Raw genomic sequence first — 14300 nt, forward strand, 5'->3', positions numbered from 1 at the left:
CCGTCATCCTAACAGCGCGATCACCGCCTCCCGCCGCCCCGACCTGCTGGGTGTCGTTCGCACGACTGCCCCATTCGGCTTGACGCAACTACCTCACTCTACGTAACCTCACAGTGAGTTACGAGACGGCCGCCGAACCGAACCGGTACCGCGGCCGGAAAGCGCGATCGAACCACCCGCCTGCTCGTGGCTCACTCAACGCGAAGCAATCTCGTCCGGGGAGACCAATGTCCAGCGACTACGCGAAGCAGCTCGGGGCCAAGCTCCGGGCGATCCGCACTCAGCAGGGGCTCTCCCTGCACGGCGTCGAGGAGAAGTCCCAGGGGCGCTGGAAGGCCGTCGTGGTCGGCTCGTACGAGCGCGGGGACCGCGCGGTCACGGTGCAGCGCCTGGCCGAGCTGGCCGAGTTCTACGGCGTGCCGGTGCAGGAGCTGCTCCCCGGCGGTACGCCCGGTGGCGCGGCCGAGCCGCCGCCGCGCCTGGTGCTCGACCTGGAGAGACTGACCCAGGTGCCGTCCGAGAAGGCCGGCCCGCTCCAGCGCTATGCGGCCACCATCCAGAGCCAGCGCGGGGACTACAACGGCAAGGTGCTGTCGATCCGCCAGGACGACCTCCGCACCCTGGCCGTGATCTACGACCAGTCCCCCTCGATCCTCACCGAGCAGCTGATCAGCTGGGGCGTGCTGAACCCCGACGCGCGCCGCGCGGTGCGGGACGAGGACGCCAACTGACCTGACGCCAGGTGCAGAAACGTCACGGCGGGATGGGCGACCGGTGTCGCCCACCCCGCCGTCGTGCACTTCCCTTCGGCGCACCCGCCCATCAGCAGACCGAGCCGAGGCTGAAGCCCGGCCCGGCCTCGACGCCCTCCAGCCGCGCCGTCACCGGCCGGTACCCGGCCCCGGTGCTCTGCCACGCCCACGCCACCTGCCGGTACTCCCCGCAGGCACCGGCCGAACCCTGCAGCCCGTGCAGCAGCGCCGCCCCCGGCAGCTCCCGGTAGAGCCCGGCGCAGAGCACCGCGACCACCAGGTCGAGGTCCTCGTCGTTGATCCGCACCACCCCGTCCTCCCAGTGCAGGATCCGGGCGTCCGCGGCCAGCCGCCCGCCGGGGCCCTCCACCGCGCACCAGAACTGGTACGTCCCGGCCCCGGCGCCCACCAGCATCCGCCGGAACAGCTCCGCCGCCGTCTGGTACGCCCGCTTCACCGCCGGGTCGGTCTCCTCGTCCGGCTCGAACAGCCCGCCGTCCACCAGCAGGTCCGCGTGGCGCAGCGTCAGACCGCTCTCCCTGGCCCGGACCAGACGGGGGATGAAGTCCCCCGTCAGCTCCTCGCCCTGGTACGGCAGCAGCTGGGTCTGCAGCCGCGGGTTCACCAGGTACCGGTCCCGCGAGCCCGGCTCGGCCGGGTCGAGCCCGTGCAGCAGGCAGAAGTCCGCGAAGTCCTCCGGGTGGAACATCCGCGCCTGCACCAGCCCGAACGTCCGCCGTGCCTCGTCCAGCAGCACCGCCGTGTCCAGCAGGTAGCTGTCGTAGTCGGCCGCCTCGGCCAGCTGCCACTGCCGCGCCCGCTCGAAGTCCGCCCGGCTGGTCAGGATGCCCGTGACGAACGCCTGCTCCTCCTGCCGGGCCTGCCGGTTGGCGGCGGTGCAGCGGGAGGTACGGGGGGTGCGACCGTTGCGGCTCATCGGAGGCTCCTGTGGGTGGAGGGGTGCTTGCCCCTCTACCTCCCCGTCCACCGAGGTCGCACACGCACCAGGTGTCACAGCCCTGTAACTGAACGTGAACGTGCACGGGCGCTCAGGACTGGCGCGGAGCGCGGGCCAGCTGCCGGGACTGCGCCACCAGCCGCCCGGCCGAGTCCCAGACCTCGGCGTCCTCCTCGAAGTACCCGCCGGCCAGGTTGCGGGTGGCGTGGCTGACCCGGAGCCAGCCGGGGGCGGGGCGGGCCCGGAGGTGGACCGTCAGTTCGATGGTCGGTGCCCAGCCCGGCAGGCCGAGGTCGAAGGTCACCGGCGGCAGCGCGTCCGCGACCAGCAGGAGCAGCAGCGGATCGGGCTCCCGCCCGTCCGCGAGCCGGAACCAGCCCTGGATCCGCCCGTTCCGGGACGGCTCCCCGAGCGCCCAGCCGATCGTGGCCGGGTCCAGCCGCAGGTCGAACCGCTCCAGCAGCGCGGCCTGCTCGATCAACACCTTGGGCGCGTGCTCGACACCGATGCACTGCTCCGGCGGCGGCAGCTCGAACGGCACCGCGCTGGTGTGCACCTCCCCGGCCCGCGCGTCCAGGTCCCCGTACGTGGCGAGCACCCGCAGCCGCTCCTCGCCGTCCTGGATCAGCGAGGCCGTGCCGGTCGAGAGCGAGCGGCCGTTCCTGATCGACTCCGTCCGCACCTCCACCGGGCCGGGGTGGGAGGCCGAGAGGTAGTAGCCGCTGACCGAGAGCGGGTCCGGGTGCTCGGGGTGCTCCTTCGACAGGGCGTGGCCCGCCAGGGCGAGCAGCAGGCCGCCGTTGACGCCGCCGCCGATCTGCCAGCCCTCGCCGAGCTCGGCCCGGTAGCGGCCGGGGCCCTCCTGGTCCAGGGCGATGCCCTGGTCGAACTCGCTGCGTATCGCGGTGGTCATGGGTGGAGCCGCCCTCTCGCCGAAGAAGAAGAGTTACCCGTCGGTAGCCAAACATACGCCGTCGCCCGCATCGGGCGGAACACGAAAATGCCGCCGCCCCATACCAGGGGCGGCGGCATCTCCGACGGGCGTCAGTCGCGACGGATGGTCGGCTTCAGCTCCAGGAAGCGGGCGAGCAGACCGTTCACGAAGGCCGGGGAGTCGTCCGTGGAGTACTCCTTGGCGATCTCGACGGCCTCGTCCAGGACGACCGCGTCCGGGACGCCGTCCTCCCAGATCAGCTCGTAGGTGCCGAGGCGCAGGACGTTGCGGTCCGCGATCGGCATCCGGTCCAGGGTCCAGCCCACCGCGTAGGTGGAGATCAGGTCGTCGATCTTCCTGGCGTGCTGGACGTATCCCTCGATCAGCTGCATGGTGTACTCGGCCACCTGCGGGATGCCCTCGTCCGGCTTGGGCTCGCGCGAGCGCGCGATCCAGTCGGCGAGCACCCGCTGCGGGTCGACACCACGGTGGTCGGCCTCGAAGAGGATCTGGAAGGCCCGGGTCCGGGCCTTGGTGCGCGCAGCTGACACGTTTACTTGACCCGACCCAGGTAGCTGCCGTCGCGGGTGTCGACCTTGATCTTCTCACCGGTGACGATGAAGAGCGGCACGGCGATCTCGGCGCCGGTCTCCAGGGTGGCCGGCTTGGAGCCACCGGTGGAGCGGTCGCCCTGCACGCCGGGCTCGGTGTGCGAGATGACCAGCTCGACCGAGGCCGGGAGCTCGATGTAGATGGCCGAGCCCTCGTACATCGCGACCAGGGCCTCGAAGCCCTCGAGCAGGTAGTCGGCGGCGTCGCCGACGACCTTCGGGTCGACCATGATCTGGTCGTAGGTGTCCGTGTCCATGAACACGAACTGCTCGCCGTCCTTGTAGGAGAACTGCATCCCACGCTTGTCGACGCTGGCGGTCTCCACCTTGGTACCGGCGTTGAAGGTCTTGTCGACGACCTTGCCGGTCAGGACCTCCTTGAGCTTCGTGCGCACGAAGGCCGGGCCCTTACCGGGCTTGACGTGCTGGAACTCGACGACGGACCACAGCTTGCCGCCGTCCAGCTTGAGGACCATGCCGTTCTTGAGATCGTTCGTGGAAGCCACGGGCGCACTAACTCCTGGATATAGCTGTCAAGGAACCAAGGGATTGGCGGGACCGCAGCCACCGGGGCGGCTACAGCGCGAGGAGCTCCTTGGTGGTGATGGTGAGCAGCTCGGGCCCGCCCTCTTCGAGGGGGCGCACCACGAGCGTGTCCTCGATCCGGACGCCGCCCTTCCCGGGGATGTGCACCCCTGGACCGACGGTGACCGGCACGCGATTGTCCAGTTTACCCATGTCCGCGGGCCCGAGACGCGGCGCCTCCCGGATCTCCAGACCGATGCCGTGGCCGAGCGGGTGTGTCGAGCTCCCCGAGTGGCCTCCGGACAGGAGGATCTCGCGGGCCGCCTGGTCCGGTGCGTGCTGCGGGACACCGGGGCCGAGCGCCTCCCGGGCGGCCCGCTGGGCGCGGAACACCAGCCGGTGCAGCTCGACCTGCCAGGGGGCCGGGGCCGCCCCGATCACGAAGGTCCGGGCGGTGGACACGCCGTACCCGCGGTACTGCGCACCGAGCACCACGGTCAGGAAGTCGCCCTCCTCCACCCGGCGGTCGGTGGGCAGGTGGAACTCCTGGCCGGAGTGGCTGCCGGTGCCGACCGAGACCGGGAAGGCGGCCCGGTCCGCGCCGTGGTCGATCATCCGGCGCTCCAGCTCCATCGCCAGATGGCGCTCGGTCCGGCCGACCAGGATCGACTCCAGCAGCTCGCCGAGCGCCTGGTCGGCGATCTCGGCGGCGATCCGCAGGTCCGCGATCTCGTGCTCGTCCTTGACCACGCGCAGCAGTTCGACGGCCTGGGCCAGGTCGGTCAGGTTGACCCCCTCGGCCAGGCCGCCCACCGCCCGGTGCCGACTGACCGTCAGGTCGTGCTCCTCCACCGCGAGGTCCCGCACCCGCAGCCGGGACGCCGCGTCGGCGGCGGCCAGCGCGGTGTCGGAGCCGGCCGACACCGGAAGCTGGGCCAGTTCGGGGTCGTCCGGGATCAGGTGCTCGCCGGAGTCGTCCGGGGGCAGGTCGTCGGGGAGCGCCAGGACGGCGCGCTCCCGGGTGAGCAGCAGGGTGGCCCCGCAGGGGGCGCAGCCGGTGAGGTACCGGACGTTCGCCGGCCGGGTCACCAGCGCGGCATCCACCCCGGAGGCACTGCAGTGTTCCCTGAGCCGTTCCCGCCGTGCCGCGTATGCCTCAACCATGCCCCGAGCCTAAGAACCCCCGGCCCGGCCCGCCTCCCGAGCGCACCCAGCAGAGCCGGGGCCCGGGGAGTGGCGGGCCCGAGGCCGGGAATGGGGCCGGGCGGACCGGCGTTAAGCTCTTTGAAAATGGTTTCCATTTCGCTACAGTCGTGGCGAACCCCCACCGAGGAGGACTCCGGATGGCCCGCAACGAACTGCGCCCGGTCGTGAGACTGCGGTCGACCGCCGGCACCGGCTGGACGTACGTGACCCGGAAGAACCGCCGCAACGACCCGGACCGGCTGGCCCTGCGCAAGTACGACCCGGTCGCGCGGCAGCACGTCCCGTTCCGCGAAGAGCGCTGAGCCCCCACCCCGAAGGAGTCCCGCCATGAAGCCCACCGTCCACCCCGCCTACCGCCCGGTCGTCTTCCGCGACAAGGCGGGCGGCCTGGCCTTCCTGACCAGGTCGACCCTGACCAGCTCGCGGACCGTCGAGTGGGAGGACGGCCGCAGCTACCCCGTGGTGGACGTGGAGGTCTCATCCGCGAGCCACCCGTTCCACACCGGCAAGTCCCGGGTGCTCGACACCGCAGGCCGGGTCGAGCTGTTCGAGCGCCGGTACGGCACTACGAAGTGACGCCCGGTCAGCGGGCGGGCGGCGGCACCGAGACCACCAGCGTGAAGCGCAGCGGCTCGGTGCCGTCGTTGCGGTAGCCGTGCGGGTGGGCGGCCTCGTACGAGGCGGTGGAGCCGGCCGGCACCGTGTGCTCGCGGCCGTCCAGCAGCAGGGTCAGCTCGCCCTGGTCCACCCGGGCCAGCTCGACGGTGCCCGCCGGGTGCGCGTCGGAGGTGTGCGAGTCGCCCGGCAGCATGTCCCACTGCCAGAGCTCCAGCGGGCCGGGGGCCTCGGTGCCGTTCAGCAGTACGCCCCGGCCGCCGATCGGGCTGGACCAGAGCGGCACCGCCTGGTCGGCGGCCACGATCTTCACCACCGAGGTGTCGTCGTAGTCGAGCAGCCGGGCGATGCTCACGCCCAGCGCGTCGGCCAGCCGGACCACGATGCCGACGCTCGGGTTGGTCCTGACCTGCTCGATCTGGACGATCATGCCCCGGCTGACGCCCGAGCGGGCGGACAGCGCGTCGAGGGTGTGCCCGCGCTCGGTGCGCAGCCGCTTCAGGTTGCGGGCGAGGGCCTGGGAGATGACGTCGGGGTCCGGCACGTGGGCATCCTAGCCAGTCGAAAATAATGTTCCCAAGAGTTCACTATCGTGAACTACGCTGCATCCGGTCCACTCCACTGAACCGTGAGGTGCAGCATGCTGTTCCAGAACTCCACCGTCTCATGACCGCCCTGCTCGCGCTCACCGCCAGCCTGCTCTGGGGCGCGGCCGACTTCGGCGGCGGCGCCCTCACCCGGCGGCTGCCCGCGCTCACCGTGGTGGTCGCCTCCCAGCTGGTCGCCGCTGCCGCGCTGGTGGTCGCGGTGCTCGCCACCGGCGCCCTGGCCGACGCCTCCCCTCGGCTCTGGTACGCCGTCGCCGCCGGGGTGATCGGCCCGTTCGCCATGCTCGCCTTCTACCGGGCGCTGGCCCTCGGGCCGATGGGCGTGGTCTCGCCGCTGGCCACCGTCGGGGTGGCGGTGCCGGTCGGGGTCGGGCTGCTGCTGGGCGAACGGCCCGGCGCCGTCCAGCTGGCGGGGGTCGCCGTCGCCGTGCTCGGGGTGGTGCTCGCGGGCGGCCCGCAGCGCGGCGGCCCGGCCGCCACCGGGCGGGTGCTGGCGCTGACCGTCGGGGCGGCCTTCGGCTTCGGTGCGGTGATGGCGCTGATCGCGCACGCCTCGACCGGTGGCGGCCTGCTGCTGGTGCTCTGCGTCCAGCGGGTCTGCAACACCGCGGTCGGCGGCGCCGCCCTGGTGCTGACGTACCGTCGGCTGCCCGCCGGCCGCCCGGCCGCCGACCTGGCCCGCGTCCGGCAGGGCCTGCTCCCGCTCACCGCGGTCGGCCTGGCCGACGTGGCTGCCAACGGCGCGTACGCCGCGGCCTGGCACAGCGGTTCGGCGACGGTCGCCTCGGTGCTCGCCTCGCTCTTCCCCGTCGTGACCGCGCTGATGGCACGCGGCCTGCTCAAGGAGCGGCTGCGGGGCGTCCAGGTGGTCGGCGCCGGACTGGCCGTGGCCGGGACCCTGCTGCTCGCGGCGGGCTGACCTCCAGATCATCCGCCCAGCGGGCGGTCGGCGGCCAGGATGGTGACGTCGTCCCGCTGCCAGTCGCACCCGTGCGCCTCGGCGGCCAGGTACAGCGCCCGCACCACGGCGGCCGGATCGGCGGCCGGGCAGCGCAGCACCGCCTCCACCGCCGCCGCGCCGAGCTCCTCCCCCGCCTCGTTGCGGGCTTCGGTGAGGCCGTCGGTGCAGAGCACCACCAGGTCGCCGGGGGCGAAGGCGGTGGTCCGGACGGACCAGGCGGCGGCCGGGTCCTCGACCAGCGAGCTCACCAGCGGCCCGGTGCCGGCCAGCCGTTCGACCTCGCCGGAGGCGCGCCGCAGGAACGGTTCCTCGTGGCCCGCGTTGAGCCAGCTCAGCGTGTCCGAGGCCGGATCGAGGACGACCACGGCCAGCGTCGCGAACCGCTCGTCCTCCCGGGCCAGCGCCGACCACCCCGCCTGGACGGCCACCGCCGGGCCCCGGCCCAGCCGGAGCGCGGCCAGTGCGGCGCACTTGACCTGCGCGGCGAGCAGCCCGGCCGGCACTCCGTGCCCGGAGATGTCGCCCTGCAGCAGGGCGGTCGCGCCCCCGGGCAGCGCGACGGTGTCGAGGAAGTCACCGGCGATCAGCCCCTCGGCGGCCACCGTGTCCCCGTGGGTCCGGACGCCCGGTCCCGGCCGCTCGGTGACGGTGAGGAGCTGCCGCAGCCCCACCGAGGCCGGGCCGTCGCTCTCCAGCGCCTCCCGGTCCCGCCGGGCGGCCCAGCGCTGCTCCTTGAGCTGGAGCCGGACCCGGTCGGCCTCGGCGTAGGTACGGGCCAGCCAGCTGCTCGGCGCGGCCGGGAGCCGGTCCTGGCCGCCGGTGGCCACGGCTCGCAGACCGCGTTCCAGCCCGGACAGCGGGACCACGAACCGCCGCCACACCACCGCCGTCAGCGCGACCAGCAGCACGAACAGGGCGACCGCCCCGGCCAGCAGGTGCAGCCCCATCAGCACCCGGGCCCGGGAGGCATGGGCCCGGACGGTCCGGTACTCGTGGTCGACGGCGACGGCCAGCCGGTCCGCACCGGCCAGCAGCGCATCCGTCCGGACCGGCGTGCTCCCGGTCCACCGGGGCCCCGGCCCGGCCGTCCCGGACCGCCAGACCGCCAGTTCGCGCTCCAGTTCGGCGACCGGCGCGGCAAGTGACGGCACGTCACGGGCGGCGGACCGGATCACCGCCATCCGGTCGGTGGCCAGATCGGCGGCCAGCAGCGGGCGGACCGCGAACCGGGCACCCTGCGGGCCCGGGTGACCGGGCGGCGCCGCACAGCCGACCGTCACCGCCGCCACCAGCTCCCGCAGGGCCGTGTCGGCCGGATGGAGGTTGTTGTCGAACGTGGTCACCGCCCGATGGCCGTCCGCACTCGCCTCCACCGCGCCCGGTGCGGTGGCCGCCGCGATCGCCATCGCCGACCCCAGACCGGTCCAGAGCAGCTTGCACGGCGTGGGTCGCCCCAGCACCCGTCGGACCGTACGCGTGACTCGGATCATCGGTCGGGTTCTCCTCAGCTGTTCGGACGCCACGGCCCCGGCGGGCCGGCAGCTTCCCCGCCTGTCTTCCAGGGTCGGTCGCCGGACACCCGATGGGGCGGGCCCAAGGTCCTGAACCAGGGCCCCGATCCTGCCGGGCGGACCGGCCGCACCCCGGCTGCCTGCACCGCAGGGCGTCAGGAGCGGAACCCGATGCATGGGAGGATCGGGGGATGGCACGCACCGTACGCACCGTTTCCAAGACCACCTCGTTCGACCTGACCGCCGCCGAGCGCTCCGCACTGGAGGGGCTGGCGCAGCGGCCCACCGCGATGGGGATGCGGGCCAAGATCGTGCTCGCCTCCGCCGGGCAGGGCAAGAAGGCGGCGCCGGTGCCGGTGGACACCGTGCTGACGGTGCTGAACGCCTCCCGCGACTCGGTCAACAAGTGGCGCAAGCGCTTCCTCACCGAGCGCCTCGCCGGGCTCTCCGAGGAGCTCCGCTCCGGCGGCCCGCGGACCATGACGGACGAGCAGATCGCCAAGGTGATCGCCGAGACGCTGAGCCGCAAGCCCCGGCTCGGCACCCAGTGGTCGGCCCGTGAGCTGTCCGAGCGGGCCGGGGTGTCGCAGCAGACCGTGGCCAAGGTCTGGCGCGCCTTCGACCTGGCCCCGCTGCGGACCGAGGCCGTCACGCTGGCCACCGACCCGCTCGCGCTGGGCCGGGCCCACGACGTGGTCGGCCTCTACCTCGCCCCGCCGGAGCGGGCCCTGGTGGTCTGCGTGGACGACAACCGGCACAGCGCCACCGGCTTCGCGGGCAACCCCGACCGGGGCCTGGCCGAGGCGCTCGAGCTGACCGACGGTCAGGTCGTGGGCTCGCTGCACCGCCGGCACCGCGCGGTGGAGTTCCGCAAGTTCCTGGAGGGTCTCGACGCCACCGTCCCGGCCGGCCTCCAGGTCCACCTGATCTGCGACAGCTACGCCACCCACAAGGCGCCGACGGTGAAGAACTGGCTGCTCGCGCACCCGCGCTTCCAGCTGCACTTCACCGGCACCGGCTCGGCCTGGACCGAGCTGGCCGCCCGCTGGCTGGCCGCCCAGCGCGTCACCGACACCGCACTGGAGCAGCAGGTGCGGGCCTGGACCGGCACCCTCGGCGCGGAGGAGCCGGAGTCGTTCGTCTGGAGCAAGGACGCGGCCGCGATCCAGGAGACCCTGGGCGGCTGATCCACCCGGGCCGGGGTCCGGCCGCGGCCCGTCGTGCCGGGCCGCGGCCGGACCCCGTGCTGATGATCAGAGCGGCCAGCCGTCCCGGGTGGTGATGGTGCGGGCGTACGGTCCGTCCGGCCCGGTGCTGCGGTAGCTCTCGACCGAGTCGGCGGTGCGGACGGTCGCGTCGCCGCTGTGGCGGTGGGCGGTCGGGGCGTAGGTGTGGTCGACGGTGCTGCGGCGGCCGTCGGCGCTGTCGCTGCGGTGGAGGCCGAGCACCATCGCGGTGCGCTGGTCGGTGCTGCCCGCCGCGTCGGCGGTGTAACGGTAGGAGACGTCGAGCGGTGCGCTCTCGGACCCGGTGCTGACGGACGGGCGGCCGCCGCCCGTGCGCACGGTGCTCCAGCTCTGGTCGGTGCGGTTGTGCAGCGTCAGGTCGTTGCCGGTGTCGCGCAGTTGCTGGGTGGAGCGGAAGCTCCGGTCGGTCCGGGTCTCGGTGCTGACCCGGCCGTGCGAGGTCTGCACCCAGCCCCTGGCCAGGTCGTGCCGGGCCGCCGTGACGGTCCAGTCGCCGCTGCCGCCGCCGAGGTCGGTGAGGGCGACGTCGGTGGCGGCCGCAGCAGCGACCCGGTGCTCGGTGAGGGCGCCGGAGGTGCGGGTGCTGCCGTGGTCGAGGTCGGCGAACAGGTTGAGCTGGCCGGTCCAGCCGTCGTTGCTCTGCTGCTCGGCCCGGTTGACGGTGAGCGAGACGGTGTGCGGGCGGCCGTCCACCAGCAGGCCGACGTACGGGGTCAGGTCGACCTGGTAGGCGGGCAGGTCGAAGGCGAAGATGCCGGGGGTCGGCCGCCAGAGCAGCGGGTCCCAGCCGCCGGTGTAGATCACCGGGTAGGGCCAGACCGCACCGGCCGTCCGGCCGTCCACGGCCAGCACCAGTTCGCGGAACGGGCCCTGGCCGCAGTACCCCCGGCCGGGGTTGGCCTGGACGAACTCCTCAGGCGCGGAGGCGTACGCGAACTCCTCGCACGCCCCGCCGCCCCGGGCGTACACCTCGGCGGTCAGGCGCTCCAGGTTGCGCGGGAGGGTGAACTCCTTGGCGGTGGAAGGGTGCGCGCGGTCGAGCGTGAAGCCGCCGCCGGTAAGCACCCGGTCGGCGGTCCGGGCGGCCGGCCAGGCGGACGAGGCGGTGTAGAAGGTGAAGCTCGCCGAGATCACGAAGACGCCGGTGTAGGTGGAGTCGGTGACGTTGGCCAGGTCGAACTCGAACGGCTGCGGGCCCGTCAGCACCGGCGCGTACCGGGTCACGTCGCGCTCGACCCGCCACTCGATGCCGTCCTGGGAGGGCTCCGGGGTGGAGGACATCAGCACCTCGACCCCGCCGACCCGGACGGTGAACAGGCGGTCGAACTGGCGCCCGGCGACGCTGCCGTGCAGGTCGAGCACCACCTTCGACCAGGGGCCGGCGCAGTCGGCGGGCGGGGTCAGGGTGCCGGCGTACGGGGTGTCGGCCGGGTTGCCGTAGCCGTTGCGGAAGGCCCGTTCGTGCATCACCTCGACCGTGCAGGAACGGGTGTCCGGCCTGGTCAGCGGCTTCGCGGCGGTGATCGGGTCGTGGTAGTCGGAGCCGAAGTCGGCGTGCGCGGGGCCGCCGCCCGCGAGGGTGGCCGCGAGGGCGAGGGCGGCGGCGCACAGAGCGCGGACCGCTCGGCGGAGTACGGGACGGTGGGGCAACGCGGCCTCCGGGGCTGACGGTCCGTCATGGTTCGGGCAGCGGCATCCTTCCGGCGATGAACTGGACCTGTCAATAATCCCCGGGAATCCGGACGCGCACGACCGGGTTGGTGCTGGCTGACCCGGTCCGCCACGGACTCGGTCACCCCTGTCGTCCCCGAAGGTGGATCACCAGATGTCCAGCAGCACAGCCGCACGTGTCACCGAGATCCTCGACCGCCCGTTCTCGCTCGGCAGCCTCGCCCTGCGGAACCGGATCGTGATGGCGCCGATGACCCGTGAGTTCTCCCCCGGCGGCGTGCCCGGGGCCGACGTGGCGGAGTACTACGCCCGCCGGGCGGCCGGCGGGGTCGGCCTGATCATCACCGAGGGCACCTACGTGGACCACCCCTCCGCGGGCACCCGGCCCGCCGTCCCGCACTTCCACGGCGAGGACGCGCTGGCGGGCTGGGCCGGGGTGGCGGACGCGGTGCACCGGGCCGGCGGGAAGATCGTCCCCCAGCTCTGGCACGTCGGGATGGCCCGGGTGGCCGGCGCCCCGCCCGTCCCGGCGGCGCCCAGGGTCGGCCCGTCCGGCATCCCGCTGGAGGGCACCGAGCACGGCCACGCGATGACCCGTCAGGACCTGGACGACGTGATCGCCGCCTTCGCCGCCGGGGCGGCCGCCGCCGAGGCGCGCGGCTTCGACGGCATCGAGATCCACGGCGCCCACGGCTACCTGATCGACCAGTTCCTCTGGGAGCACACCAACCGGCGCACCGACGGCTACGGCGGCGACCCGGTCGCCCGGACCAGGTTCGCCGCCGAGCTGGTGGCCGCCTGCCGCCAGGTGGTGGCACCGGACTTCCCGATCGTGTTCCGGATGTCGCAGTGGAAGGCCGGCCACTTCGACGCCAGGATCGGCAGCACGCCGCAGGAGCTGGAAGCTGTGCTCACCCCGCTGGCCGAGGCCGGGGTGGACGCCTTCCACGCCTCCACCCGCCGCTACTGGCAGCCCGAGTTCGCCGGCTCCGACCTCAACCTCGCGGGCTGGGTGAAGAAGCTCTCCGGCCGGCCCGCCATCAGCGTCGGCTCGGTCGGCCTGGACGGCGAGTTCACCAACGCCTTCCTGGGCCGGGGCAGCGGGACCGCCGGCATCGACGGACTGCTGGACCGGCTGGAGCGGGACGAGTTCGACCTGATCGCGATCGGCCGGGCGCTGCTCGGCGACCCTCAGTGGGTGGAGAAGATCCTGAGCGGCCGCACCGACGAGCTCAAGCCGTTCGCGGTGGAGGCGCTCAGGACACTGCACTAACGCTGCTGGCAGCGCGGGCACCAGAAGAGGTTGCGGGCGGCGTGCGACTCCGTCCGCACCTCGGTGCCGCAGACCAGGCACGGCAGGGCGGCCCGGCGGTAGACGTAGACCTCGCCGCCGTGGTCGTCCACCCGGGGCGGGCGGCCCATCGCCTCGGGGGTGTGCTCGGGGCGGACGGTGTCGATCCGGCCGATGCCCGCGCCGTCCTGCATCAGCTCGACCAGGTCGGCCCAGATCGCGTCCCACTCGGCCCGGGTCAGGTCCCGGCCCGCGCGGTGCGGGTCGATGCCGAGACGGAACAGCACCTCGGCCCGGTAGACGTTGCCGACGCCCGCCAGCACCTTCTGGTCCATCAGCAGCGCGGCGATCGTGGTGCCACTGCGGGAGATCCGCTGCCAGGCCGGGTCCGGGTCCGTGCCGGGGCGCAGCGGGTCCGGGCCGAGCCGGGCGTGGATCGCCGACTTCTCGGCGCCGGTGAGGAGTTCACAGGTGTTCGGGCCGCGCAGGTCGGCGTAGGACGCGTCGTTCTCCAGCCGGAGCCGGATCAGGCCGACCGGGGCGGGGGCCGGGCCGGTGCCGAAGGTGAAGCCGCCGTAGAGGCCGAGGTGGATGTGCAGCCAGGCGCCCGCCTCGAAGCCGAGGAAGAGGTGCTTGCCGTGCGCCTCGGCGGCCGTCAGCTGCTGACCGTCGATCAGCGCGGCGCCCTCCGCGAACCGGCCCTGCGGGCTGGAGACCCGGGCCGGGCGGTGCGCGAACGCCTTCGCGTTCTCGACGGCGAGGCGGTGGATGATGTGGCCCTCGGGCACGGCTGCTCCCCCTGGTGACGTCCGGCTTTGCACCCATTCTCGCAGGTGGGACCGACAGCCCGAGCTGGTCGGCGGGGCCGTGGAACCGCGGGCCGCTCCGGTCTGTCTCTCCCTGCTGTACGGAGACGGATCCATCGAGCGGGGGCCCCATGACAGTGACTTCGGACCGGCCGGGGCGGCAGCACGGGCTGCTGAGCGCCGGGTGGCTGCCGGCCGCACCGGTCCTGGCGCTCGTGGGCACCCTGCTCGGGACCCGGTGGACCACGCAGGCCTGGGCGGACTGTCCGCTCGGCAACGACGCGGCCGCGCGGAGCGGGCTGCTCCTCCTGACCGTGCCTGCGGTGTGGCTGCTGACGACAGCGCTGCTGATTGCGCTTCAGTTCCTGCTCCGGGCGAAGACCGGGCCGGACGAGCACCTGTTCCGCTGGGTTGTGGTCCTCGCGGCAGCCGTGGTGCTGACCCTGCTCTACCGGGCCGGGATGGGCTGGCCGGAGGCGATCGAGCCCGGCGGCCCCTGCATGCAGGGCTGGCCGCTGTTCCCGTTCGGCAGCAAGCCCGGGCCCGGGCCCCAGGTGTACTAGGGCCTGTCGTCGAACCCCCGTCGTCCGCCCGGAGGGCGGGT

General features: G+C 73.5%; 16 protein-coding genes. 7 read left to right on the plus strand and 9 right to left on the minus strand.

Features of this window, described 5'->3' with window-relative positions:
• The first annotated feature begins 227 nt into the window (after nucleotides 1-227).
• On the plus strand, nucleotides 228-731 hold the full coding sequence (bldD, locus tag ABT118_RS09585; RefSeq protein WP_350646173.1) for a transcriptional regulator BldD: 504 nt from the start codon (nucleotides 228-230) through the stop codon (nucleotides 729-731).
• A gap of 91 nt (nucleotides 732-822) precedes the next feature.
• On the opposite strand, the gene ABT118_RS09590 is transcribed toward bldD, so the two are convergent.
• The 5 genes from ABT118_RS09590 to ABT118_RS09610 form a co-directional block, all read right to left on the minus strand.
• Nucleotides 823-1689: a DUF8829 domain-containing protein gene (locus tag ABT118_RS09590; protein WP_350646174.1), complete on the minus strand. Its 867-nt coding sequence runs from the start codon at nucleotides 1687-1689 to the stop codon at nucleotides 823-825.
• Nucleotides 1690-1801: 112 nt separating this feature from the next.
• A complete protein-coding gene (locus tag ABT118_RS09595; protein WP_350646175.1) occupies nucleotides 1802-2623 on the minus strand; it encodes a thioesterase family protein in 822 nt (273 codons plus the stop codon).
• A 131-nt stretch (nucleotides 2624-2754) separates the two neighbouring features.
• Nucleotides 2755-3195, minus strand: a complete 441-nt coding sequence (gene nusB / locus ABT118_RS09600; protein WP_057228136.1) for a transcription antitermination factor NusB — start codon at nucleotides 3193-3195, stop codon at nucleotides 2755-2757.
• 2 nt (nucleotides 3196-3197) lie between these two features.
• Nucleotides 3198-3761 (minus strand): elongation factor P, encoded by a 564-nt coding sequence (gene efp, locus ABT118_RS09605; protein WP_350646176.1) that lies wholly within the window; start codon nucleotides 3759-3761, stop codon nucleotides 3198-3200.
• A 70-nt stretch (nucleotides 3762-3831) separates the two neighbouring features.
• Nucleotides 3832-4944 carry a M24 family metallopeptidase gene (locus ABT118_RS09610; protein ID WP_350646177.1) on the minus strand — a complete coding sequence of 371 codons (1113 nt, stop codon included), beginning with the start codon at nucleotides 4942-4944 and terminating at the stop codon, nucleotides 3832-3834.
• A 179-nt stretch (nucleotides 4945-5123) separates the two neighbouring features.
• Between ABT118_RS09610 and rpmG the strand changes: the two genes are divergently transcribed.
• Complete coding sequence (gene rpmG, locus ABT118_RS09615) at nucleotides 5124-5288, plus strand: 50S ribosomal protein L33 (RefSeq protein ID WP_350646178.1); 165 nt, start codon at nucleotides 5124-5126, stop codon at nucleotides 5286-5288.
• Between the two features lie 25 nt (nucleotides 5289-5313).
• A complete protein-coding gene (locus ABT118_RS09620; RefSeq protein ID WP_350646179.1) occupies nucleotides 5314-5562 on the plus strand; it encodes a type B 50S ribosomal protein L31 in 249 nt (82 codons plus the stop codon).
• Between the two features lie 7 nt (nucleotides 5563-5569).
• On the opposite strand, the gene ABT118_RS09625 is transcribed toward ABT118_RS09620, so the two are convergent.
• Complete coding sequence (locus tag ABT118_RS09625) at nucleotides 5570-6145, minus strand: cupin domain-containing protein (protein WP_350646180.1); 576 nt, start codon at nucleotides 6143-6145, stop codon at nucleotides 5570-5572.
• A gap of 122 nt (nucleotides 6146-6267) precedes the next feature.
• On the opposite strand from ABT118_RS09625, the gene ABT118_RS09630 reads away from it, so the two are divergent.
• Nucleotides 6268-7128 (plus strand): EamA family transporter, encoded by an 861-nt coding sequence (locus ABT118_RS09630; RefSeq protein ID WP_350646181.1) that lies wholly within the window; start codon nucleotides 6268-6270, stop codon nucleotides 7126-7128.
• Nucleotides 7129-7136: 8 nt separating this feature from the next.
• On the opposite strand, the gene ABT118_RS09635 is transcribed toward ABT118_RS09630, so the two are convergent.
• Nucleotides 7137-8630 (minus strand): PP2C family protein-serine/threonine phosphatase, encoded by a 1494-nt coding sequence (locus ABT118_RS09635; RefSeq protein WP_350646182.1) that lies wholly within the window; start codon nucleotides 8628-8630, stop codon nucleotides 7137-7139.
• A 242-nt stretch (nucleotides 8631-8872) separates the two neighbouring features.
• Between ABT118_RS09635 and ABT118_RS09640 the strand changes: the two genes are divergently transcribed.
• Entirely contained in the window at nucleotides 8873-9868 is a 996-nt protein-coding gene (locus ABT118_RS09640; RefSeq protein ID WP_350646183.1) for a helix-turn-helix domain-containing protein, read from the plus strand.
• A 66-nt stretch (nucleotides 9869-9934) separates the two neighbouring features.
• On the opposite strand, the gene ABT118_RS09645 is transcribed toward ABT118_RS09640, so the two are convergent.
• Nucleotides 9935-11578: a peptide-N4-asparagine amidase gene (locus ABT118_RS09645; RefSeq protein WP_350646184.1), complete on the minus strand. Its 1644-nt coding sequence runs from the start codon at nucleotides 11576-11578 to the stop codon at nucleotides 9935-9937.
• 175 nt (nucleotides 11579-11753) lie between these two features.
• Here ABT118_RS09645 and ABT118_RS09650 point away from each other — a divergent pair, with 175 nt between their 5' ends.
• Entirely contained in the window at nucleotides 11754-12872 is a 1119-nt protein-coding gene (locus tag ABT118_RS09650; RefSeq protein WP_350646185.1) for an NADH:flavin oxidoreductase, read from the plus strand.
• Here ABT118_RS09650 and ABT118_RS09655 read toward each other — a convergent pair.
• Entirely contained in the window at nucleotides 12869-13678 is an 810-nt protein-coding gene (locus ABT118_RS09655) for an Fpg/Nei family DNA glycosylase (RefSeq protein ID WP_350646186.1), read from the minus strand. The two genes, ABT118_RS09650 and ABT118_RS09655, sit on opposite strands and share 4 nt — an antisense overlap.
• A gap of 149 nt (nucleotides 13679-13827) precedes the next feature.
• On the opposite strand from ABT118_RS09655, the gene ABT118_RS09660 reads away from it, so the two are divergent.
• On the plus strand, nucleotides 13828-14259 hold the full coding sequence (locus ABT118_RS09660) for a hypothetical protein (RefSeq protein ID WP_350646187.1): 432 nt from the start codon (nucleotides 13828-13830) through the stop codon (nucleotides 14257-14259).
• The last annotated feature ends 41 nt before the right edge of the window (nucleotides 14260-14300 follow it).

Origin of the sequence: Kitasatospora sp. NPDC002040 (genome assembly GCF_040296785.1) — a bacterium.
In the GTDB taxonomy this organism is placed as follows: Bacteria; Actinomycetota; Actinomycetes; order Streptomycetales; family Streptomycetaceae; genus Kitasatospora.